The following is a 21,036-nucleotide window of genomic DNA, read 5'->3' as shown; positions in this document are numbered from 1 at the left end:
CTCCTCGATCATACGGCTTACCAGCCGAAAATAACGTGAAATACCGGCTTCGTGTGCCCGCCCGGATACATGAGGTACAGCAAGATGTATACGGCGGTTCCCGTAATGGCCGTAATGAACCAGATGATCGACGTGAAGCGTCCGAGCCTCCGATGGCGAGCGAATTTCTGCTTGTATCCGAGCACGATCGTCGTAATGCCGAAGACGGCGGCTACCGTGGCGAGCACGATATGGAACAGCAGGAACACGAGATAGTATGGCTTGAGGCTGTCCGGACCGCCCCAGTCGGTGTTGCCGATGACGAGCGTTCTGGACGTATAGATGATGAAGAAGATCAGGGCGGCGACCGCCCCGGCAAGCATCATTTTTTTGTGCGATTCCAGGCGGCGCTTGATGGCCAGATTCCAGCCGATCGCGACAAGAATCGCGCTCAGTACGATGAAAAAGGTGCTGATGGTCGGAAAAATCGTGTACTTGTCCAAGCTGATCCCCACTCCAATCCGAAAATAACCGCGAAGCAATCGCGAGGTTTAAACCGTTCCCGCCGGTCCCGTCCCGCGCAGATCGCCATCCGACTCCGCATTTTCCTGACGGTACCATTGCGAGAAAATATAAGCCAGAATGCAGCCGTACATAATTTCCTGAACAAGCTTCATGAGAATGCCGCCCAGCTGCTGATCCTCTGCGGGAGCCATCAGATTGAAGAAAGCCGGCCCCTGGAACTGGTTGAGCAGCTGCTGGGTGTTGCCGGCGACGCAGTAATTCATCGCCTTCGCCCATACGCTCGGATCGTTGTAGACGGCATACATCGGCTCGCCTGCGAAAATAATGAGCGCGCAGGCCGGAGTCAGCAGCACGCCGCTGGCGAATACGTACGCCATCTTGCGCAAGCCGTTGAGCCGGCTCCATTCCGGCACCGGGCAGGTGATCTGCCACCACATCATCATCGCTGTGACGAGCAGCACAAAATAGTAGAACTCATGCAGCAAATAGTTGGTCATGATGTAATCATGCGCCGCAGGAATGTGATAGAAGGAGAACAGCACATTGAACAGAACCAGCGTGAAGATCGGATTCATGGACGCGCTGTACCGCTTCCAGAAAGCCTTGCCGAAGGTGAATCTCCATACGTAAGCCGGAATGCCCAAAATGATGAGCGGCGGAGCGATCAGATAGGAAATGGACATATTGGCCATATGAAAGGTGAACATGAGATGGCCAAGCAGATTCATCGGTCCGCCCTGGGCTATGTACAGCAGCACGATTCCCGAGACGGCCATGAGCTGCTGCGATCGGGTAGCCCGCCGTTCTTCCGGGAAATGCTTCAGCCTCCACGGGCCGATGACATAGAAATATCCGATCAGCAAAGCGATCGTCAGAAACAGCAGCCAGGGACTCCAGAGAGCGCGGAAGCTGAAATATTCAAGTCCGAGCATGAAGCGGTCTCCTTTCTTTCGGCCGCGTTGCGGCCCGCTGCATCCGGCCATGAGCAGCATGGCAGCGGACACGGATAAGCTAAGCTTACTTGATTGGGGACGTCAAAGCAAAAGGCAATATTGAGAACTTCTTCCTAGTCGGGCGCCGGACGGCAAGACTCGTCTAAAGACATTGAAAACAACAAAAGAGGAGGTCGGTTAAGACTCTCCCCTTTCGTTTTGGTATAGATGAACCGGTTTACCACCAGGTCCAGAATTCCGCCATGATGACGATCGTGAACACGACGAACACGCCGGAAAGGATGCCTACGATCGGGAACAGATGTCCCCGGTCCTTCATATGCATCCAGAAGCCCATCTGGATGATGACCTGCATGATCGCCATGATGATTAGCAGGATGTAGATGAAGGAGGTATTGATCTCGCCGCCGATAACGGTAGCGAAGGCAATGAGCGTAAGCAGCATCGAGAAGATGTAAGCAATGATATGCTTCTTGGGACCTTCGTGCTTGTGGCGCTTGGCCGGCTCTTCGGAATGGGTCGTATGGTTGGCCATTCGTTATCCCACCTTTCCCATCAAATAAACGACGGTGAAGATGAATACCCAAACGACGTCGATAAAGTGCCAGTACATGCCGGCGACATATACCTTCGGCGCGGTGACGACCGTCAGGCCCTTGCGGTAAACCTGGCCGATCAGCAGCGAGATCCACACGACGCCGAGGGCGACGTGGGCTCCGTGGAAGCCGACCAGCGTATAGAAGGAGGAGCTGAAGGCGCTGGTGCTGAACTGATGGCCTTCATGCGTGTACTCGATGAACTCGTAGACCTCGAGGCCGAGGAAGGCAAGGCCGAGCACGACGGTTACGATCAGCCAGTTCTGCATTGCCTTCACTTGGCCGCGGTGCATCGCCTGGATGGCGAACACGCTCGTCAAGCTGGATGTCAGCAGGATAACGGTCGCAATCGCCACCGTAGCCAGCTTGAACAGCTCTTGAGAAGTCGGGTTTCCGTCGCCGACCTGGTCGCGAAGCGCCAGGAAGGCGGAGAAGAGGGTGCCGAACAGCACCGTCTCTCCTCCAAGGAACAGCCAGAATCCGAGAACCTTGTTGCGTCCTTCGAGGGTCGCGCGTTCCGGTTCATGAGGCAGCTTGCCGTCTAGATGCGAATGTGCGCTCATGCCTTAACCCCCTTGCCCGTAATTTCTTCCGGCTCGATGTGGAAGCCGTGATCGTCCTTGAGCGAGCGGACGACCATGCATCCCAGCGTGATCGCGAGGCCTAGGCCAGCGACGATATGGTTGCCGAAGACGTTGGAGACAAATGCATTGTTCCAGTCGTTCTTCGCGTACAGGAATCCGAAGCCGGCGATGAACAGGCCGACGGACATCAGGAACGGAAGGATCGATGGGCTCGGCATGTGGATCGGGCCGATCGGCTCCGCAGGCGACATGCCCTCGTTGCCGTCCATCTTCTCTTTCCACAGAGCGTCGTATCCGCGGACGAGCGGAGTCTGGGCGAAGTTGTATTCAGGAGCCGGGGACGGAATCGACCATTCCAGCGTGCGGCCGTCTTCCCACGGATCGTTGCCTGCATTTTTCGGCTTGGCAGCCGTGACGATGATGTTGATGATGAAGAAGATCGTACCGAGGCCCATCAGGAAGGCGCCGATCGTACTGATCAGGTTCATCGTGTTGAAGCCCAACCCGTCCAGATACGTCCAGATCCGGCGCGGCATGCCCATGAGGCCGAGGAAATGCTGGACGAAGAACGTCAGATGGAAGCCGATGAAGAAGGTCCAGAACGTCAGCTTGCCGATGAACTCGTTCAGCGCGCGGCCGAACATCTTCGGCCACCAGTAGTGCAGGCCGGCGAACAGGCCGAGCACGAGGCCGCCTACGATGACGTAATGGAAGTGGGCAACGACGAAGTAGCTGTCATGATACTGGAAGTCGGCCGGAGCCGCGGCCAGCATGACGCCGGTCACGCCGCCCATGACGAACGTCGGAACGAAGCCGACGGCGAACAGGTTGGCGGAGGTGAAGCGGATCGAGCCGCCCCACATCGTGAAGATCCAGTTGAAGATCTTGATTCCGGTCGGAACCGCGATCAGCATCGTTGCGATGGAGAACAGCGCATTCGCTACCGGTCCCAGGCCGACCGTGAACATATGGTGGGCCCATACCATGAAGCCGAGGAAGCCGATCAGAACGGTGGCGAATACCATCGAGCTGTACCCGAACAGCCGCTTGCGCGAGAAGGTGCTGATGACTTCGGATATGACCCCGAAAGCCGGGAGAATCAGGATGTAAACCTCCGGGTGACCGAAGATCCAGAAGATATGCTCCCATAGGACGGTGTTGCCGCCGCCCGCCACTTCGAAGAAGTTGGCTTCGAACAGCCGGTCGAACATAAGCGCGACCAGGCCGACGGTAAGGGCCGGGAAGGCGAACAGGATCAGGGCTGAGGTGATGAATGCCGTCCAGGTGAACATCGGCATCCTCATGAAGCTCATGCCCGGAGCGCGCATGTTGATGATCGTGACCAGGAAGTTGATGCCCCCGACCAGAGTGCCGATACCGGCGATCTGGAGGCCGAGAACGTAGAAGTCGACGCCTTTGTCTACATTATACGTAGGGCTTGCGAGAGGGACGTAGGATGTCCACCCCGCATCCGGAACCGTGCCGGCCAGCCAGCTGATGTTGAGCAGCAGACCGCCGAAGAAGAACGTCCAGAAGCCGAGGGAGTTGACGAACGGGAAGGCGACGTCGCGCGCGCCGATCTGCAGCGGCACGATAGCGTTCATGAGCGCGAAGATGACGGGCATCGCCGCGAGGAAGATCATCGTCGTGCCGTGCATCGTCAGCAGCTCGTTGTACGTGTCCGCGCCGACGAAGTTGTTGAGCGGCTTCCAAAGCTGAACCCGGATCAGCAGCGCCTCGAGGCCGCCGATCAGGAAGAAGAATCCGCCGGCAATCAAATACAGAATGCCGATTTTTTTGTGGTCCACAGTCGTCAGCCAGTCCATGAGACCGGTATGGCGCTTGACCGGATGTGCGTGAGCCAAGGCTGGTACCCCCTTCAATACCGATAGGTGAATGCTACTTCTGCTTGTATTCGGACAGATACTTGGCAATGCCGTCGATCTGTTCCTTTGTCAGGTCAACCTTCGGCATGGAGTTGCCCGGCTTAACCGCTTGCGGATCGGAGATCCACCGTTTCAGGTTGTCGTAAGTCGAGCCTTCGTTTTTATACTTCGGATCGTCCGTGTTGACCAGGATGCCGCCGATCGTCTCACGGTCGCCGATGTTGGTCAGGTTCGGATACAGCTGCAGGCCTTTGTCGCCTACCGCGTGGCAGGTGAGGCATTGCTTCTGGAACACGTCGCTGATGGCCGCATCGGCCGGCAGCTGTCCGGGCTCCTTCATTCCCGCTACCCAGCGGTCGAAGGAATCGTTGCTGACGGACTTCACCTTGAAGTCCATGAGAGCATGGGAAGGTCCGCACAGCTCGGCGCATTTGCCGAGGTACACTCCGTCATGCTTGGAGCTGAAGTACATTTTATTGACGTTGCTTCCCGGGTTCGTATCGATCTTGCCGGCAAGCGATGGAATCCAGAACGAGTGGATGACGTCCGCGGATTTGGCGGAGATGGAGATCGTCTTGCCAGTCGGAATCATCAGTTCCTGAGCGGTCTTGATGCCGTACTGAGGGTATTCGAACTCCCACCAGTATTGATGGCCGGTCACGATGACCTGTACGGCGTTGTCGTCCTTGGAATAGTCCTTGGCCAGGCCGAATACCGACTGGACCGTAGGGACGCCAAGAATCAGAAGGAGAACGATCGGAATGACGGTCCAGATGATCTCGAGCTTGTGGTTGCCTTCCACTTGTACCGGAACCTTGTTGTCTCCGGGACGACGGCGGAATTTAACGATTACATAGAAGGATAGTGCGAAAACAACCACGATAACGAGCACCATGATCGTGATGGTGAGCTTCATCAGATTGAATTGTTCGAGCGCCACTGGACCTTGCGGCCTCAGCGTGGACAAGTCGGCTCGTCCGCATGCCGATAGGAACAGAGCCATTCCTGCGAGCAACGGCAGGAGACGTCGTGCAAGATGCCACCGTTTCATCATTCATCAACCCCACTTTTGACGTTTTCGGCATTTGCCCAAGCAAAAACGGAGAACCGCCGGAAGGCGATCATCCGTTTACGGAACGATTGTAGGAGTTGGAAAACCATCCGGATTCATCCGGTGAAACGCTTTCTCTTCCTTATGTACGTCTTGAGGCAAATGCTTCATGCACAGCTGTAAAAATGGCAACTCCTGCATGTCAATTACTTTATTAAATATAAAGTTGAAGCCCCTAATTGTCAATGTTCCACAGAGAGTTCACAAATTGTTCTCAAAGCTGTCAAAAAGAGCTTCGGACGCCGAAAAAGGCTTCCAATTCATGGATTGCACCCCTGTCTTCCTTGTTATTGTCCACCAAACCCATGGTCAATTATGTATCGGTTTGGGACCGCATATTTACCCCTCCGCGGCGAATCCTAAAGGCACTCGCCACAAACGAAAGGGGAGGCCCACTTCATGAGACAGCCATCACGGGTACTTGCTTCCGCCCTGATCTTATCCTTGCTGCTCGGCGGCTGCAGCTACAAGCAGCATGTCCAGAACAGCGACCAGAATTACGGCACGCGCCAGAAGAACGATCCCAAAATGCAAGGAAGCCGGATGTACGGAACGCTCGGCACCGACTCCACCCAGCACCAGAACCGCTTCTTCGAATACAGCTCGCAGCTCTCGCGCGACGTTACCCGGCTCAACGGAATCGGGCAAGCCATCGTCATGCTGACCGACAAGAACGCCTATGTGGGCATCGTGCTCGACGGAACGGCAACCCATGCAGTCCGCAGCGGCAGCAAGGTCATCCGCGAACAGAACAACGGCGGCTGGATGGAGGGCGTCTACAACCATCAGACCGGCAGCGACAAATGGGACAACCGTCAGCTTGTCACACCATACAATTCGTATTTCTCCGTCAACGACCACAACGAGCTCTCGAGCAAGCTGAAGCAGACGATCGCCGTGCGTGTCCGCAAGCTTGCACCCGCGGTTCAGGAGGTCCACATTACGGCCAATCGCGATCTGGTGAACCAGTTCGTCGAGTACTCCCGCGAATCCTGGGCCGGCAACGATCTAAGCCCTTATGTGAAGCCGTTCAACATTTTGGTGCAGAAGCATTTTGCCGGCGGCAACGAAATGCCCGTTCCTCTGCAGATCATCAAGCAGAAGGCCGACAAAAACGGCGGGAAGGCGATCATCGGCAAATACAGCGGCTCCGATCCGGAGACCGGAAGCTTCGGCAATCCTGGCGACGCGGGCGGCGCCAGCCAGAATCGCTGACAAGCTTCTATATAAATAGAACCAATGTACGGGGAGCGTCACTTCAGCTCCGGCTGCGCGAGGCGGATGACTTGATCCAGCTGGCGCGATCCGGACAGAAGGGCCTCCCTTTCTTCGTCGGTGCGGGCGAAGTGGCCGAACTGATCCAGATCCGCCTTGGCCTGCTGGAGCGTTGCGAGCAGCTGCTGTCTCGGCGTAAGGCTGTTCGGTTCGAGGGAGCCATCCAGAGAACCCGTTTGCACCGTCAGCTGCTTCTGGGCGTCGACCTGCGCCAGGAACACGTTTTCCGGCTTCACCTTGAGCTTGGCCAGCTCATGGCGCAGCCAATCCTCATCCAACCCTGTCTCTTTCAGCTGATCCTGCAGCACACGACCGTCCATCATCACGGTTTTCGTCTCCTGCTCCCTCGACATTTTCCAGCCTAGCATGGAGGGCGTCAGCGGCTGGTTTTCCTTTTTGAGCAGCACGTTGATCTCCCCGCTCTTTTCCATGACGGCAAATTCGATCTCGGAAACCTTGAATACGCTCTTTTTTCGCAGCTGTTCGAGAAGCTCGTCGATCGTCAGTCTTTCCTTGTATAAGTTCTTCTCGAGAATAGAACCGTTCTTGATAAGCACGGTTCCTTTTCCGTCGACAAAACCGCCGAGAGCCCGGCTCTTCATGGTGGCATATTCCATGGCGATCGACATAATCGACCACGTACCGATCGCTACAAACCCCAGATACCATGTCGTATCGGTGTCCATGGAGATATAACCGGCGATATTGCCGATGGATATGCCGGTTATGTACTCGAACAACGATAGCTGGGAGATTTGGCGTTTGCCGAGCAGCTTCGTTACGATAAACATGACCGCCACCGAGCTGAGCGTGCGCAGCACGATTTCCAGCCATTGCGGCATTGTTGGACTCCTCCTTTCCGTATCTTTCCTAGGTTGTCCAGAGAATACGGAAAAATGCGTCAAAAAAGGATTGCACCGAAAGCATGCGGTGTTATATGATGTTCTTCCGCTCTCTTACGCATTTCACCTTATTTGGAAGATATCCCAATATCTGAAGGATCGAGGTGCCTCATGCTTTTCTATGCGCTGTCGCGCGCCAGCTTCAACCGCAACCTGCAATACCGCGCATCCCATCTGCTTCACAACGTTGCCAGCGCCTTGTTCGGCTTCATCTATCTGTCGATATGGACCGGGATCGGCGAGACCAAGGATCTCGGAATCTACGGGCTCTCCGGGCTTGTGTCCTACGTCGCCCTTAACCAATGCCTCTTATGGGTGACGTCCTTCACCTCCAACGGCCTCGGAATTCCGCAGCTCGTACGTACCGGAGCGATCGCCACCGAGCTCGTCAGGCCGGTGCACTTGTTCTACCAGCTCATGTGCAGGGAATGGGGACAGCTTGCTTACCAGGCTATCTACAAAAGCTTGCCGATCTACATCGTCTACCTGTTCGCCGTTCCGCTCCGACTCCCTGCCCTGCCTGCCGCCGCTGCCTCCGCGGCTGCCGTCGTCTGCGCGGCCTACCTCTCCATCTGCGTCCATTATCTCATCGGCGCAGCCGCGCTCTGGACAACGGAATCAGCTTGGTTCCAGTGGCTGAACTACGCTTTCTCCACTCTTCTGTCCGGCTTCCTGATCCCGATCGAATGGCTGCCCGGCTGGATGGGATGGATCAGCCGCTGGTCCTTCTACCCGAGCCTCAGCTACATACCAAGCCGGATTTATCTCGGCTATGACGGCATTGCCGCGATCTGTCCGTCGCTGGTCTGGTGCATTGTGCTCACCCTCGTCTGTCTGGCTGTCACCAGCTTCATGAGGCGCAAGGTGGAGGTGCAGGGCGGATGAACCGAGCCGAATGGAACCGATTCGCGACCATGTACCGCCTTCTGATCCGTTCCAGCTTCCGGAGCCGGATGCAGTATTCATTCAACTTCTGGGTCGGCATTGCCGCAGCCGCCATGATCAATGCGGTAGAGTTCGCCCTTCTTGCCGTCGTGCTGAACCGCTTCGGCACGATCGAGGGATGGAGCATCGCGGAATCCGGGTATTTGTACGCCGTGCTCACTTTGTCCAAGGCGCTGTACCGCAGCTTCGCCTCGGATGTCCATCACCTCGAGAAGTATCTCGTCAGCGGCGATCTCGACGGGCTGCTGCTGCGTCCGGCTCCCGTCCTCCTCATCCTGATGGCCCAGAACTTCTCGCCGAGATTCGGCGAGACGCTGCTCGGCGTCTCCATGCTCGCCATCTCGCTCGGAGCGATCTTCGAAGGCAGGTCCGGCATCTGGACTGCAATCCCGCTGACGCTTGTCGCTATGACGGCAGGAGCCGTCCTGATGTTCGGCATCGGGCTGCTCACGGCCTCAGCCGGATTCTGGCTGACCCGGATCGAAGCTTTACAGGTGCTGACCGAAGACGCCGCGCGAACCGCCGCCCAATATCCGCTCACCATTTATCCCGGCTGGCTGCAAGGGCTGCTTACCGGCCTTATTCCGGTCGCCTTCATTAATTATATGCCCGCTCTCTACATCATCCGCGGCACCCATGGCGCCTGGACGCTCGGACTCAGCGTCGGCGTAGCGGCAGCGATGCTCCTCTTGTCCCTCCAGCTGTGGAAATTCGGCCTGTCGCGCTATCAAAGCACCGGCTCGTGACGAAAGGAGAATGAAAATGATTGAAGCGATTGGACTCACCAAGGAATTCCGGGTGCCGGATCCGGAAGCATCGGGCAAGCGGCGCGGCTTGTTCCGCCGGCGGTCCATACCGAAGCAGGCCGTATCGGATATCAGCTTCTCGATTTCCGAAGGAGAATTCGCCGGATTCATCGGCCCGAACGGAGCCGGCAAATCCACGACCATCAAAATGCTTTCGGGAATTCTGCATCCCACCCAAGGTGAAGTCATGCTGGGGGGAATCAATCCTCACCGCAAGCGCAAGGAAGCCGCGCGCACGCTCGGCGTGCTGTTCGGGCAGCGTACACAGCTGTGGTGGGACTTGCCGCTGCGCGATTCTTACGATATCCTGGCAGCTATGTACGGCTTGACCCCGGAGCGGAAAAAAAATCGGATCGAAGAGCTTGAGAACTTGCTGCGCCTGTCGGATTTCATGGACACGCCGGTCCGCAAGCTGTCGCTCGGCCAGCGGATGAGAGGCGATCTGGCGGCGGCGATGCTGCATGAGCCGTCCATTCTCATTCTGGATGAACCGACGATCGGCCTGGATGCCGCATCCAAGCGGGATATCCGTTCTCTCCTGCGCGATATTAATGAGAGGATGCGGACGACCATCCTGCTTACGACGCATGATATGGACGATATCGAGCAGCTGTGCAGCCGGGTGCTCGTCATCAGCGAAGGCAAGCTCGACTATGACGGCGGCATCGCGCAGCTGCGGGCCCGCATCGGGCTGCCCGCCGTCATGGAGGTTACCTTCCGGCAGGCGGACAGCGCCGCTGCAGCGGCCGAGCAGCTTCGAAGCCTGGGAGAAAGCGCCCCTGAGGCGGCAGGCGGGCTTTCCCGTCCCGAGCCGCCTTCCCCAGCCGCTGCCGGCATTCGCTTGAAATCCCTTGAAGACCGCACGCTCGTCCTTGAATGCGATCTGGAGACGTCAAGCAGCGTCCAGGTGCTTCGGGAGCTTGAAAAATACGGCGAGCTGGAGGATATCCGGATGAGGGAACCGGAATTCGAGGATGTCGTCCATAAGCTGTACTAGCGCGAAAGGAAATGAAGAAAAGGCGCCAAGCAGACCGAAAACCGGTCTGCTTGGCGCCTTTTCGGGCTTAAAACCAGCTGAAAGCAGGCATAAGCCGATATGAGAGGTTTCTCATCTTTTTCTCACAAAAGAGGGGAAAGCCGCATGAAATCTAGTTCTTAGGTCTCAGAGGAAAGGGTTGGCAGCTTTCAGCTGTGTTATGGTGTTTATGCGGAATTGATCAGCCGCTCCAATACTTCCACAAGAAGAGAGGAATCATACATCATGACATTCACCTTCAGCCAACTTACAAAAAAAATCGCAGCTGCTGCGCTTGCACTTAGCATCGCCATTTCCGGAGGCGCCCTCCTGTCGGCACCGAAAGCAGAGGCGGCAACCGCATCGGCTTCCTCGAAAGCCACAACCGTCATCAATGCCGCCAAAGCGCAGATGGGAACTCCTTACAAGTTCGGCGCTTCGACCAGCACGACCAAGTACTTCGACTGCTCCAGCTTGATGAAGTATGCTTACAAGAAAGTAGGCGTTACGCTTCCCCGTACGTCCAAAGCGCAATCCAAGGTAGGCAAATACGTCTCCAAAAGCAACCTCAAGCCCGGGGATCTCGTCTTCTTCTACTCCCCTGTAACGCATGTCGGCATGTACATCGGCGGCGGCAAAATCGTTCACACGTACGGCAAGCCGGGCGTCACGACCAGCACCATCAACTCCGGCTGGTGGAAGAACCACTACAACACGGCTCGCCGCGTCCTCTAGGACAAGCTCGGCTGCTGCCGGATCGATCAGCTCCCTTCGGGGAGCTTTTTTCGTCTGCCCGGAGATAATGCAGCGGGATCACGAAGCGCCCAGAAGCGGTCTGCCGGCTGTCTTCCTCTATATCACCTTTGACGCATCCTCAAGCTGTACGGTTGCAGGAAATCCGTGGAAGCCGGCTTGCTCCGTAAAAAAACGCGCTCCTACGAGCGCGCTTCGTCCTTGAGCGGGAGCCACGCCAGCACGCGCTGGATCGCCACATCCCAATATCCCCATTCATGCTCGCCCGGTCCTTCCTCATAAAGAAGCGGCAGGCCGAGACGAAGAGCATGCTCCTTGAACTCGACGTTCTCTTCATATAAGAAGTCCTCGGTTCCGCAGCATTGATACAGCATCGGCCGCTGCTCCGCCGGGAGCGCCGCCGTCTGCTCCGCCAAGTGGAACAGGTCGTTGATGCTTCCGGGATGCTGCTCCTCCGGACCGAAAATATTTTCGATCTCCTGACGCGATGCCACGCCCTGATCGTACCGGCGGCGAACATCCATCGCGCCTGACAAGCTGGCCACGGCCGCGAAGCGGTCCGGAAGCGCAAGGCCTAGCTTCATCGCCCCGTATCCGCCCATGGAAAGGCCGGCCGCAAAGCTGTCTTCCCGCTTGCTGGAGATCGGGAAAAACTGGGAGACGAGCTCCGGCAGCTCCCCGCTCACGAACGTCCAATACCGTCCCCCACGATGCATGTCCGCGTAGAAGCCGCGCTGCACCGCCGGCATGACGACGGCAAGGCCGAGGCCAGCCGCATACCGCTCAATGGATGTGCGCCTCAGCCAGATGGAGTGGTCATCCGACATGCCATGGAGAAGATACAGCACCGGGTAGCGCCCTCCTTCTCCCGCCTTTCCTTCCATCCCGATCTGACGGGTCGTCTGCTGCGGCAGGATTACGTTCATGGAACAGGACAAGCCGAGAACATCGGAGAAAAAGTCGCATTGGATAAGAGCCATCGAAAGACTTCCCTTCATCGATAGATTAGCGGGATGCGAGATCCCAGATCTGCTTGAGGATCAATAGCGAGCTGACGGCAATGAACAGCGGCCGGACGTACTTGGCGCCTTGACGAATAGCAAGCCGGGATCCGGCTAGCGAGCCGGCGACCATGAAGACGCCCATCGTAAGGCCGATTCTCCAATCGATGCTTCCGAGGCATGCGAACGTAATGAGGCTGGCGATGTTGCTGCCGAAGTTGAGCACCTTGGCATTACCCGCCGCTCGGACGAAATCAAAGCCTGCCATCAGGAAGACGAAGATGAGGAACGATCCCGTTCCGGGTCCGAAAAAGCCATCGTAACCCCCGATCAGCAGGGCTGCGGCAGCAAGCAGCAGAACCGCTCGGCGCGTCAGGCTGCCGCGGTAGGCGCCCTCGCCGCCCCAGCTGCGCTTGAGCAGCGTGTAGACGGTGATGGCCAGCAGCAGCACGACGACAAGCGGCTTCAGCCAGGCCGATGGCACCGCTTGCAAGAGCAGCGTGCCGCATGCTGAGCCGATGAGCGTCAGCGGGAACAACCGCTTGACGACACTCATCTCCACCTTGCCGGAGCGCATGAACGCAAGCGTGCTCGTAAGCGAGCCCATCGTGCCGGCGAGCTTGTTCGTCCCGAGCGCCAGATGCGGCGGCAGCCCGGCCGTCAGCAGGACGGGCACGGAGACGAGGCCTCCGCCTCCGACGACAGAATCGACAAAGGCGGCCAGAAACCCCCCGGCCGCCACTAAAGCGAATAAGTCCCATGTCATGGATGTCTTCAACCCCGATTGCAGTAATATGGACGGCAAGTGAGTCCATTGTAAAGCGAACGGGGCATGGATGTCCATGCCCCGTCGGGATGATCTAGGCTTCTGCAGCTGCTTTGGTTCCCGCTCCCGGCCCTGCCTTCTTGCCGGTCGCCTTGCGGCGCGCTCCCTCGTTGACTTCCAATCGCTTGGAAAGCAGGGAAAGGCCGTAGTTGACGAGGAAGTAGAGAAGGGCGGCGAAGATGAGAACAGGGAATACCTGCTTAGGATCCTGGCCGGATACGATCGCTACATTATGCATAAGCTCCGGCAGCGTAATGATGACGGCAAGCGATGTATCCTTGAGCAAGGAAATGAACTGGCTTACGAGCGGCGGAACCATCCGCCGCAGGCCGATCGGAAGAACGACGAGACGAAGGGTTTGAATGTAGTTCAAACCCGAGGATCGCGCCGCCTCGACGAGCCCCTTGTTCACTGACTTGAGACCGCTTCGCACGATCTCGCTGATCATGGCCGCTTCGAAAATGGAGAGGGCAACAACAGCCGCCCAGAAAATAGACAGCTTGATGCCAAATTCCGGCAGCGCGAATTTGGTGAAGAAAATGAGCAGGATAAGCGGAAGGTTGCGGATCGTTTCCACGACAATACCCGTAAGCGGAGAAACGATACGGATTTTTGCATAACGCAGAATGCCGAGAAGTACGCCCAGAACAAAGCTCAGAACGATGGAAATCGCCGCCACTTCAAGCGTAAGCAAGAAACCTTCCAGCAGAAATTTGAGATTATGGGGAGCAAGTGCTCCTGCAAAGTTCATGTGGCGTCCTCCCCTTATTTAACCGGCTCGCGCCAGCTTGCGCTCCAGAACGCGCGTCGCATAAGCCAGCGGGAAGGTCAGAATGAGGTAGAAAGCACCCGTGAATAGATAAGTCTCTACCGGTAGAAAAGTGTTGAGATTGACTTGATCCGCGAAATACATCAGGTCCAAACCCGCTACGACTCCTAGAATAGACGAGTTTTTCACCAGGTTCAGAAACTGATTGCTGATTGGCGGAATGACGATCCGCACCGCCTGGGGAAGGATGACATGCCTCATAGCTTGGAGGTAGGTCAAGCCAGACGAGCGTGCAGCCTCCATCTGTCCTGCAGGAACGGATTGAATGCCCGCGCGAATGGCTTCTGCGATGAAGGAAGACGTATAAATCGTCAATCCGAGCGTACCTGCCTGGAAGCCGTCCAGCTGAATTCCCGCCGTAGGCAATCCCAGATAGAACAGATAAACGACCAGAAGCAGCGGAATATTGCGGAAGAATTCCACATATGCCGTGCCGAAGCCCCGAAGCGCCGCGAAGGGAGAAATGCGGAACACGGCGATCAGCGTGCCAAGCACGAAACTGCCTGCCAGCCCGAGCAGGCTGGCATAGATCGTATACTTGAACCCTTCGAGGTAATCGTCCATGTTGTTGGTCAGTACCGAGAAGTCCAGCATAGGCCTACTCCGTCGGAGGCTTCTCGCCTATCCATTTTTCATAGATGGTGGCGTATTCGCCGCTGTCCTTCATTTCTTTCAGCGTTTCATTGACGAGGGTGACCAGATCGGCGTTGCCTTTCTTGGCGGCGATGCCGTAAGGCTCATCCGTGAACGTGCCGCCTACGACCGTGTAGCCTGGATCTTGCTTGGCCATGCCGTACAGAATGGCGTTGTCGGTCGTGAGCGTATCGCCTTTGCCCGCCTTCAGAGCGGTGAAAGCTTCCTGGTAATTCTCGAACTGCAGCACGCGCAAGCCAGGGACCTTGTCTTCGATGTTCTTGATCGAAGTCGCGCCTTTGACGCCAAGGACCTTGGTGTCCTTCGTGACGTCCTTCAGTCCGGTGATCGGGCTGCCTTGCTTGACGAGCAGCGACTGGCCTGCTTTGAAGTACACGTCGGAGAAGTCGACCTGCTTCTTGCGCTCGTCGGTGATCGTCATCGTCGCCACGATGAGGTCGATGTCGCCGTTGTCGAGCATCTGGATGCGGGTCTTGCTCGTCACTTCCTTGAGCTCGATCTTGCTCTCGTCGCCGAAGATCTTCTTGGCGATCGCCTTGGAGATGTCGATGTCGAAGCCTTCGACGTTGCCGGAAGCCGTATCCTTGAGGCCGAACAGCTTCGTGTCGTATTTGACGCCCACGATGAGCTTGCCGCGGTCCTTGATATCCTTGATGACGCCCGTTGCTTCCGTACCGCCTGCCGAGCCGTTGCTTGCGGAGCCGTCTCCGTTATTGTCGTTCTTAGCTCCGCATCCGGAAACCACGAGGGCAACTGCCAGCAGCAGAGACGCGCCTGCGCCCCAAAGCTTGTTTTTCTTCATTGTCCGTTTCCCCTTTTCTTTGTCTGGTTTAATGATTGATGACCCGGCTCAGGAAATCGCGGGCGCGAGGCTGCTGCGGACGTTCGAAGAAGTCCGCCGGCTTCGCTTCCTCGACGATCCGTCCGCCGTCCATGAACACGACCCGGTCCGCCACTTCGCGGGCAAAGCCCATCTCATGGGTGACGACGACCATCGTCATGCCTTCCTTGGCGAGCAGCTTCATGACGCTGAGCACCTCTCCGATGACCTCGGGGTCAAGCGCCGAGGTCGGCTCGTCGAACAGCATGATCTTGGGCTTCATGGCAAGGCCTCTGGCAATGGCAACCCGCTGCTGCTGGCCGCCCGACAGCTCGGACGGGTACGAATCCGCTTTGTCCGGTATGCCGACCTTTTCGAGATACATCTTGGCGGTCTTGCGCGCTTCTTCCTTGCTTACGCCTCCGGCATTCACCGGAGCGAGCGTAATATTGTCGATGACCTTGAGATGCGGATACAGGTTGAAATGCTGGAAAACCATGCCGATGCGGCGGCGGAGAGCGTTGATGTCCGTCCCTTTGTCATGAACGGCCGCGCCGTCCACCTCAAGCAATCCGTCCGAGATGTCCTCCAGCCGGTTGATGCAGCGCAGAAGCGTGCTTTTGCCCGATCCGGAAGGCCCGATGATGACGACGACCTCGCCTTCGGCGATATCGAGGCTGATGTCCTGAAGGACATGAAAATTCCCGAAGTGCTTGTTGACCTGCCGGAAAGAAATCATGGCATACCTCCGTTCCGATGAAATGAAAAGTAAGAGATCCATCCTGCCGTTATCCTTTTTCCAACAAGAATATGTTAACTATCATAACTTATAATCCGCTCCTTTTGAACTAAAAGCAGAAAATTTCTTCCTCATGTCAGAGGAAGCGATTGCAATATAAAATGAATTCTTACTCATGAAAGATACTTTCCCATGAATAAGATACATTCCAGCTCTTTAGAATCATGTTCTTCCATCAAGCCTCTATATCCGGTTTTTGCAGCCTCATAAATAGCGCTGCCGCCGACTGCATCGCATAGACCGTCTCGACCGGCTGGCCGTTCTCCAGGATGACAAGCGCGGGCACGCTTCGGATCTGCCACTTCTCGCGCAGTTTCGGAGCGAAGTTGATATTGATTTTGCTCACCGGCACCGTGCCGCCGATGGAAGCGGCAGCTTCCAGCAGCCTCTCCGCTACCCGGCATGTTCCGCATAAGGGGGTCGAAAAGAAAAGAGCCTCCCTGCGGTGGATGCGCCCAAGCGCGAGGAAGGTGTTTTCGTTCATTTCCGTCAAAGCCATCCGTTCTTTCCTGCCTTTCTTTGGGACAGGAAGCCTAACCTTCCTGCTCGTGATTGATTATATGCTTCTGCTTCATCCGAATATAATCCAGGTCTTTCTTGGCTGAATCCCAAGCATCCTTGAACACAGCTCTCGCATAGCCCATCTTCAGAAATTTGCGTGCCATGTCCATGCCGGGAAATTCAGCTTTATCCTTATATTCCGTAGTCGAATTTCCTACCTTTCTTCGCGGTCATCCGCCTTCCTCCTTGATGGCGCCCTCGGATGCCGAGATCGCCCGATAAGAAGCTTGGATCGCTTCCTCCTCGCCATACAACAGCACGAAGTCGCCGGCTTCGATCGGCGTCTCCCAGCGGGCCTTGCGGATCTTGCGGCCGTCGCGCTTGATGGCCAGAGGCACGATTTCCTCTCCCTCGGGCAGCACTTGCCTCAAGGTCAAGCCGAGCCAAGGCGAATCCGCCGCGATCTGGACGCCCATGACGTCCTCCTGATGCTGGTCGTCCGCCAGCTCCTCTACCGGCACCGGAGCTGCTTCCGTATGGGACGGAACCCGGCTCGCGATCCAGTGGGCGACTCGGCGGTTGGCCGCAGGCACTCTCAGCAGAAACCAGGCACAGGCGAGCACGGCCGCCACAGCCGCCAGCACGGAAATGTGGCTGTTCTCGGAGATGAGGCTGCTGATGACAGACACCAGCACCGCGAGGGAGAAGGCGCCGAATAATATGAGCGCCAGACCGATCCTGCGGCGGACAGGGTGGCGCAGGACGAGCTCCGATTCGGACGTCGTGAAGCCGGCTCCTGTCAGCATGGACGCAGCCTGGAAGCTGGACTGGCTCGGCTCCATGCCGGTCATGACGAGCAGGATCGTGCTTAGACGGAGCACGATCAGGATGATCAGCAAATATAGCGCGATAAAGGCATAGCCCATGGATGTCGGCACCTTTCCTGTTCCCTTGTCAGGGAGCGCGTATCGATCCGGTTTGCCGGCAGCTTACGGTTCCCCCGGAACAGCCGCCCGCATCGTTCCCTTCACCTTTCTTCTACCCGCGAAGGCAACGTCTCATTCATCCTTTCTCACGAACGCGACGCCAGACGCCTGTAGGCGATCAGGACCAGCCCGAGAAAAGCGATATACAAGACTGCCAGAGCGAAGATGCGGGAAGGATGAGTGGCAAGGCTTTGGCCGGCGTAAGCATAGATAAGCATCGCCGGCACCTTGCCCAGCGCCGAAGCCGCAGCATATAGCGCAAACGGAATTCCCGCGACCGCGGCGTAAGCGTTGACCGCATACTGCGGAATGACCGGAATCATCCTGGCGATCAGGATGGACAAGAAGGGATGGCGCTCCGTCATGCGCACGAAGCCGTCCAGCTGCCTGACCTTGCCAAGCCACTGGCGTCCCTTGTCCTGGAAGAAATAACGGAGCGCCCCGAACATCAGCAGAGCCGCTGTCCATGCCCCGAACAGGCTGATGAGCCCTCCCGCGAGAGGACCGTACATATAGCCGAGCGCGCCGATGACGATTCCGTAAGGAATGATCGGAAAAAAAGCGAAGCCTGCCGCCGCCAGGGCCATCAGCGCCGCCGGGGCGTTCCCATCCTTCATCCAGGCGATAATCGGCTGATGATAGAAATAGACGGCAGCCAGAACGGCGGCATATCCGGCGGCCGACAGCCATTTGAGTTTGTTCATCCAGACTCCCGCCTCCTTATGGTTTCATTCTACATACAGTGCGGCTAGAAACTCAAATAAAGGGGCGATATTATGCGCCGATGACAGCTGCCGCACCATCAATCCGTCCTGCAAGAGCTGTTTGATTAAAGCGATCAAAGGAGCGCATGCGCATGAAAGCACTGACTTACCAGGGAAGACGCAATGTCGAGGTCAAGGAAGTCAGAGATGCCAAGCTTCAGAAGAAGGACGACGTGCTCGTCCGGATCAAGACAACAGCCATATGCGGCTCGGACCTGCACATCTTCAACGGCGAGATCAAGGGAATGTACGACGATTACGTCATCGGCCACGAACCGATGGGCATCGTGGAGGTCCCGCTTGCCGACGTTATGATCTCGAATTTCTCTTCACGGATGATTTCTGCTTCCTGATCAGGGGTCATAGGTGCCTTTTCTCATCACACTCTCATTGTCCATTCTCTGTCCATTCTCAGTTTAATCGCATGCCCTGCATTCGAATAGAAGCCCCTCCGGATGCAGGAAAGGGACAGAACGTTTTCATAAGAAAGAGAATGCGGACATATCCTTTTAGTCCAGTCTTATTTGGTCCAAAGGAGGTCCAGCATGCCTTATATCGAAACCCGGGACGGCACCGCCCTCTATGTCCATGTCTCCGGCCCCTCCGAAGGCGTTCCCTTGCTGCTGGTGCACGGATGGCCTCTGAACCATCGGATCTTCGATACCCAGCTGGCGCGGCTGCCCGCTCTCGGTTATCGCTGCATCGCACCGGATCTGAGAGGCTTCGGCCGTTCGGACGCCGCCTGGAACGGCTATTCCCATGACCAGACCGCTGACGATTTGGACGATATCGGGCAGTCGCTCCGTCTTGGACGATTTCTGCTGGCCGGCTTCTCCACCGGAGGAGGGGCCGCGATCCGGTACGCGGTCCGCCACGGCAAGCAGAAGCTGGCCGGACTCGCTCTTGTCTCCGCCGCCGTCTCTCTTGCCAAGAGCGCAGAATGGCCTCATGGCTTGCAGGCGGCTCAAACGAAGGATTTGATCGACAAAGCCAAGGCAGACCGGCCGGCCATGGTGACCGGTTATGCCAAACAGATGTTTTACCGCTACCACAGTCCTGAATTCATGAGCTGGTTCGCTTCGCTCGGGCTGGAAGCTTCGCTTGCCGGAACCGTCTCGGGGGCCGAGGCGGCGCTGGCCGAAGATTTGAGCGGCGAGCTGAAGAGGCTTGCAGGGCTGCCTTCCGCCGTCTTTTACGGCGTGCACGACCGCATTGTCCCGCTAGCCGCTTCCGAGCAGCTCGCGGCTGCTCTGCCCGGAGCGACAGCCTATCGATTCGAAAAGAGCGGGCACGGCCTGCTGTTCGACGAGGCGGAGTTGTTCCAGCAAAGGCTGGAGGATTTCCTGGCGGCAGTCCGGCCGCATGCATGAGAAGGTTGGAGAACCGTGAAGGTTGCAGAACCGTGAAGGTTGGAGAACCGTGAAGGTTGGAGAACCGTGAAGGAGCGGCGTCGCTCGGCCATACAAGGAAAAGGCAGCCGGAAGTTCCGGCTGCCTTTTTGTCTATTTGGACCTAAGCCGTCGGACAATCCGACCGACGTCCCGCAGCTCAGCGGAGCACGGCCGCCGGCGGCTCGCTCCAGATCAAGCCAGTCTGCTGCTGGCTCCACTGCCAGAGCCGCGCGGCCATTTCTTCGTCCAAAGCCTTGCGGGAAGGCTCGGCCGGCTTGCTTTTGATATAATACAAGCTCCCTTCCTCTCCACCCTCTTCCGACAACGCCAGGTAGATAGCCGTAGAAGCGCCTGCCTCAGCCGTCTGGAAGAACGGGGTCAGCAGCTTGTAGACTGCCTGGCCGAAGCCCGTGTCGCGGCTGACGCCAAGGCTGGTCGAGACTGCCCCCGGATGGAGGGCATGCACGTGAATCCCTCGATCACAGCAGCGTTTCCTCAGCTCCAGCGTGAACAGCAGGTTTGCGAGCTTGGACTGGGCATACCCCTTGACGACATTGAATCCCTTCGTAAGATGCGGGTCGGGAAAATGAATGCTGCCCGCCTTATGGGCGCCGGAGGAGACGATTACGATCCGAGAGTTACCCGCTGCAAGGAGCGGTTCCATCAATCCGTGGACGAGCGCAAAATGCCCCAGATGGTTCACGCCGATCATCCGCTCGAACCCGTCCTCCGTCGTCTCCCGCTTCACGGTGACAACCCCGGCATTGTTCACGAGCACGTCAAGCCGGGAGTAGCGGGCACGGAAATCTTCGGTGAACCGGGAAATGCTGTCGAGGGAACCTAGATCGGCCGTCATCAGCATGATATCGCTCGATCCGCTGCGGCGGATGGCTTCCTCCCTCGCCTCCGCTCCTCGCCGAGCGTCGCGGCAAAGCATGACGACCTTAGCGCCCGATCGGGCAAGCTCTACGGTCGTAGCCAGACCCATGCCGGAGTTCGCTCCGGTAACGAGCATCAACGGCTGCTGCATGGCTGCGTCTCCTCTCCTGAATAGCCTGAATCCGGTCAAGTCCGTGCGATGCGGATCTGTCTCCGCTCGCCGCAGGCTTCGAATCTTCGCATCTGCGTTCAAGCT

At 57.2% G+C, this 21,036-nt stretch carries 22 protein-coding genes and 3 pseudogenes; 7 read left to right on the top strand and 18 right to left on the bottom strand.

Annotation, left to right across the window (positions count from 1 at the left end):
• Positions 1 to 17 precede the first annotated feature (17 nt).
• The 6 genes from ACLBWT_RS07985 to coxB form a co-directional block, all read right to left on the bottom strand.
• Positions 18 to 482: a DUF420 domain-containing protein gene (locus ACLBWT_RS07985; RefSeq protein ID WP_447662531.1), complete on the bottom strand. Its 465-nt coding sequence runs from the start codon at positions 480 to 482 to the stop codon at positions 18 to 20.
• 48 nt (positions 483 to 530) lie between these two features.
• Positions 531 to 1,436: a cytochrome c oxidase assembly factor CtaG gene (gene ctaG / locus ACLBWT_RS07980; protein ID WP_447662530.1), complete on the bottom strand. Its 906-nt coding sequence runs from the start codon at positions 1,434 to 1,436 to the stop codon at positions 531 to 533.
• Between the two features lie 238 nt (positions 1,437 to 1,674).
• A complete protein-coding gene (locus ACLBWT_RS07975) occupies positions 1,675 to 1,992 on the bottom strand; it encodes a cytochrome C oxidase subunit IV family protein (protein WP_447662529.1) in 318 nt (105 codons plus the stop codon).
• Positions 1,993 to 1,995: 3 nt separating this feature from the next.
• Positions 1,996 to 2,616 carry a cytochrome (ubi)quinol oxidase subunit III gene (locus ACLBWT_RS07970; protein WP_021878464.1) on the bottom strand — a complete coding sequence of 207 codons (621 nt, stop codon included), beginning with the start codon at positions 2,614 to 2,616 and terminating at the stop codon, positions 1,996 to 1,998.
• Positions 2,613 to 4,502, bottom strand: a complete 1,890-nt coding sequence (ctaD, locus tag ACLBWT_RS07965; protein ID WP_447662528.1) for a cytochrome c oxidase subunit I — start codon at positions 4,500 to 4,502, stop codon at positions 2,613 to 2,615. The genes ACLBWT_RS07970 and ctaD overlap by 4 nt, the downstream gene beginning before the upstream one ends.
• Before the next feature lie 34 nt (positions 4,503 to 4,536).
• Positions 4,537 to 5,577: a cytochrome c oxidase subunit II gene (gene coxB, locus ACLBWT_RS07960; protein WP_076358831.1), complete on the bottom strand. Its 1,041-nt coding sequence runs from the start codon at positions 5,575 to 5,577 to the stop codon at positions 4,537 to 4,539.
• Positions 5,578 to 6,033: 456 nt separating this feature from the next.
• Between coxB and ACLBWT_RS07955 the strand changes: the two genes are divergently transcribed.
• Entirely contained in the window at positions 6,034 to 6,849 is an 816-nt protein-coding gene (locus ACLBWT_RS07955) for a YhcN/YlaJ family sporulation lipoprotein (protein ID WP_447662527.1), read from the top strand.
• Positions 6,850 to 6,887: 38 nt separating this feature from the next.
• Here the strand turns inward: ACLBWT_RS07955 and ACLBWT_RS07950 are convergent, their stop codons facing one another.
• A complete protein-coding gene (locus tag ACLBWT_RS07950; RefSeq protein ID WP_447662526.1) occupies positions 6,888 to 7,751 on the bottom strand; it encodes a DUF421 domain-containing protein in 864 nt (287 codons plus the stop codon).
• A gap of 171 nt (positions 7,752 to 7,922) precedes the next feature.
• Here ACLBWT_RS07950 and ACLBWT_RS07945 point away from each other — a divergent pair, with 171 nt between their 5' ends.
• The 4 genes from ACLBWT_RS07945 (at position 7,923) to ACLBWT_RS07930 (ending at position 11,312) form a co-directional block, all read left to right on the top strand.
• Complete coding sequence (locus tag ACLBWT_RS07945) at positions 7,923 to 8,696, top strand: ABC transporter permease (protein ID WP_447662525.1); 774 nt, start codon at positions 7,923 to 7,925, stop codon at positions 8,694 to 8,696.
• Positions 8,693 to 9,502 carry an ABC transporter permease gene (locus ACLBWT_RS07940; protein ID WP_447662524.1) on the top strand — a complete coding sequence of 270 codons (810 nt, stop codon included), beginning with the start codon at positions 8,693 to 8,695 and terminating at the stop codon, positions 9,500 to 9,502. The genes ACLBWT_RS07945 and ACLBWT_RS07940 overlap by 4 nt, the downstream gene beginning before the upstream one ends.
• 16 nt (positions 9,503 to 9,518) lie before the next feature.
• Positions 9,519 to 10,559: an ABC transporter ATP-binding protein gene (locus ACLBWT_RS07935; protein WP_447662523.1), complete on the top strand. Its 1,041-nt coding sequence runs from the start codon at positions 9,519 to 9,521 to the stop codon at positions 10,557 to 10,559.
• A 264-nt stretch (positions 10,560 to 10,823) separates the two neighbouring features.
• Complete coding sequence (locus ACLBWT_RS07930; RefSeq protein ID WP_447662522.1) at positions 10,824 to 11,312, top strand: C40 family peptidase; 489 nt, start codon at positions 10,824 to 10,826, stop codon at positions 11,310 to 11,312.
• Between the two features lie 200 nt (positions 11,313 to 11,512).
• On the opposite strand, the gene ACLBWT_RS07925 is transcribed toward ACLBWT_RS07930, so the two are convergent.
• From ACLBWT_RS07925 to ACLBWT_RS07880, 10 genes and pseudogenes are all read right to left on the bottom strand, one after another.
• Positions 11,513 to 12,310, bottom strand: coding sequence for an alpha/beta hydrolase (locus ACLBWT_RS07925; RefSeq protein WP_447662521.1), 798 nt, complete (start codon positions 12,308 to 12,310; stop codon positions 11,513 to 11,515).
• 25 nt (positions 12,311 to 12,335) lie between these two features.
• Positions 12,336 to 13,097, bottom strand: a complete 762-nt coding sequence (locus ACLBWT_RS07920) for a sulfite exporter TauE/SafE family protein (RefSeq protein ID WP_447662520.1) — start codon at positions 13,095 to 13,097, stop codon at positions 12,336 to 12,338.
• 172 nt (positions 13,098 to 13,269) lie between these two features.
• Positions 13,270 to 13,908, bottom strand: a pseudogene (locus ACLBWT_RS07915) (amino acid ABC transporter permease); the annotation flags it as partial.
• 18 nt (positions 13,909 to 13,926) lie between these two features.
• Positions 13,927 to 14,580 (bottom strand): amino acid ABC transporter permease, encoded by a 654-nt coding sequence (locus tag ACLBWT_RS07910; RefSeq protein WP_076358822.1) that lies wholly within the window; start codon positions 14,578 to 14,580, stop codon positions 13,927 to 13,929.
• A 4-nt stretch (positions 14,581 to 14,584) separates the two neighbouring features.
• The gene (locus ACLBWT_RS07905; RefSeq protein ID WP_447662519.1) at positions 14,585 to 15,442 is read right to left on the bottom strand and encodes a transporter substrate-binding domain-containing protein; all 858 of its coding nucleotides are present in this window, start codon (positions 15,440 to 15,442) and stop codon (positions 14,585 to 14,587) included.
• Between the two features lie 28 nt (positions 15,443 to 15,470).
• Positions 15,471 to 16,199, bottom strand: coding sequence for an amino acid ABC transporter ATP-binding protein (locus ACLBWT_RS07900; RefSeq protein WP_447662518.1), 729 nt, complete (start codon positions 16,197 to 16,199; stop codon positions 15,471 to 15,473).
• A gap of 235 nt (positions 16,200 to 16,434) precedes the next feature.
• A complete protein-coding gene (locus ACLBWT_RS07895; protein WP_447662517.1) occupies positions 16,435 to 16,758 on the bottom strand; it encodes a thioredoxin family protein in 324 nt (107 codons plus the stop codon).
• A 34-nt stretch (positions 16,759 to 16,792) separates the two neighbouring features.
• Positions 16,793 to 16,960 (bottom strand): annotated as a pseudogene (locus ACLBWT_RS07890) (DUF4385 family protein); the annotation flags it as partial.
• A 30-nt stretch (positions 16,961 to 16,990) separates the two neighbouring features.
• The gene (locus tag ACLBWT_RS07885; RefSeq protein WP_447662516.1) at positions 16,991 to 17,698 is read right to left on the bottom strand and encodes a TrkA C-terminal domain-containing protein; all 708 of its coding nucleotides are present in this window, start codon (positions 17,696 to 17,698) and stop codon (positions 16,991 to 16,993) included.
• Between the two features lie 134 nt (positions 17,699 to 17,832).
• Entirely contained in the window at positions 17,833 to 18,450 is a 618-nt protein-coding gene (locus ACLBWT_RS07880) for a TVP38/TMEM64 family protein (protein ID WP_447662515.1), read from the bottom strand.
• A gap of 152 nt (positions 18,451 to 18,602) precedes the next feature.
• Between ACLBWT_RS07880 and ACLBWT_RS07875 the strand changes: the two are divergent.
• A pseudogene (locus ACLBWT_RS07875) lies at positions 18,603 to 18,803 on the top strand (alcohol dehydrogenase catalytic domain-containing protein); the annotation flags it as partial.
• Positions 18,804 to 19,055: 252 nt separating this feature from the next.
• Positions 19,056 to 19,880 (top strand): alpha/beta fold hydrolase, encoded by an 825-nt coding sequence (locus tag ACLBWT_RS07870; protein WP_447662514.1) that lies wholly within the window; start codon positions 19,056 to 19,058, stop codon positions 19,878 to 19,880.
• A gap of 178 nt (positions 19,881 to 20,058) precedes the next feature.
• Here the strand turns inward: ACLBWT_RS07870 and ACLBWT_RS07865 are convergent, their stop codons facing one another.
• Positions 20,059 to 20,931: an SDR family oxidoreductase gene (locus ACLBWT_RS07865; RefSeq protein ID WP_447662513.1), complete on the bottom strand. Its 873-nt coding sequence runs from the start codon at positions 20,929 to 20,931 to the stop codon at positions 20,059 to 20,061.
• Between the last annotated feature and the right edge of the window lie 105 nt (positions 20,932 to 21,036).

The sequence above is a fragment of the Paenibacillus sp. D51F genome (assembly GCF_053345695.1).
The sequence above is the reverse complement of the archived record's forward strand: the minus strand, read 5'-3'. Positions and strand labels throughout refer to the sequence as shown.

Excerpts from the sequence above, each read along its gene's own strand:
- ACLBWT_RS07920 (WP_447662520.1), bottom strand. The coding sequence starts at position 13,097 with ATGACATGGGACTTATTCGCTTTAGTGGCGGCCGGGGGGTTTCTGGCC.
- ACLBWT_RS07925 (WP_447662521.1), bottom strand. The coding sequence starts at position 12,310 with ATGGCTCTTATCCAATGCGACTTTTTCTCCGATGTTCTCGGCTTGTCC.
- ACLBWT_RS07905 (WP_447662519.1), bottom strand. The coding sequence starts at position 15,442 with ATGAAGAAAAACAAGCTTTGGGGCGCAGGCGCGTCTCTGCTGCTGGCA.
- ACLBWT_RS07910 (WP_076358822.1), bottom strand. The coding sequence starts at position 14,580 with ATGCTGGACTTCTCGGTACTGACCAACAACATGGACGATTACCTCGAA.
- ctaG (WP_447662530.1), bottom strand. The coding sequence starts at position 1,436 with ATGCTCGGACTTGAATATTTCAGCTTCCGCGCTCTCTGGAGTCCCTGG.
- ACLBWT_RS07970 (WP_021878464.1), bottom strand. The coding sequence starts at position 2,616 with ATGAGCGCACATTCGCATCTAGACGGCAAGCTGCCTCATGAACCGGAA.
- ACLBWT_RS07870 (WP_447662514.1), top strand. The coding sequence starts at position 19,056 with ATGCCTTATATCGAAACCCGGGACGGCACCGCCCTCTATGTCCATGTC.
- ACLBWT_RS07945 (WP_447662525.1), top strand. The coding sequence starts at position 7,923 with ATGCTTTTCTATGCGCTGTCGCGCGCCAGCTTCAACCGCAACCTGCAA.
- ACLBWT_RS07955 (WP_447662527.1), top strand. The coding sequence starts at position 6,034 with ATGAGACAGCCATCACGGGTACTTGCTTCCGCCCTGATCTTATCCTTG.
- ACLBWT_RS07935 (WP_447662523.1), top strand. The coding sequence starts at position 9,519 with ATGATTGAAGCGATTGGACTCACCAAGGAATTCCGGGTGCCGGATCCG.
- ACLBWT_RS07865 (WP_447662513.1), bottom strand. The coding sequence starts at position 20,931 with ATGCAGCAGCCGTTGATGCTCGTTACCGGAGCGAACTCCGGCATGGGT.
- coxB (WP_076358831.1), bottom strand. The coding sequence starts at position 5,577 with ATGATGAAACGGTGGCATCTTGCACGACGTCTCCTGCCGTTGCTCGCA.
- ACLBWT_RS07895 (WP_447662517.1), bottom strand. The coding sequence starts at position 16,758 with ATGGCTTTGACGGAAATGAACGAAAACACCTTCCTCGCGCTTGGGCGC.
- ACLBWT_RS07880 (WP_447662515.1), bottom strand. The coding sequence starts at position 18,450 with ATGAACAAACTCAAATGGCTGTCGGCCGCCGGATATGCCGCCGTTCTG.
- ACLBWT_RS07930 (WP_447662522.1), top strand. The coding sequence starts at position 10,824 with ATGACATTCACCTTCAGCCAACTTACAAAAAAAATCGCAGCTGCTGCG.
- ACLBWT_RS07900 (WP_447662518.1), bottom strand. The coding sequence starts at position 16,199 with ATGATTTCTTTCCGGCAGGTCAACAAGCACTTCGGGAATTTTCATGTC.
- ACLBWT_RS07950 (WP_447662526.1), bottom strand. The coding sequence starts at position 7,751 with ATGCCGCAATGGCTGGAAATCGTGCTGCGCACGCTCAGCTCGGTGGCG.
- ACLBWT_RS07975 (WP_447662529.1), bottom strand. The coding sequence starts at position 1,992 with ATGGCCAACCATACGACCCATTCCGAAGAGCCGGCCAAGCGCCACAAG.
- ACLBWT_RS07940 (WP_447662524.1), top strand. The coding sequence starts at position 8,693 with ATGAACCGAGCCGAATGGAACCGATTCGCGACCATGTACCGCCTTCTG.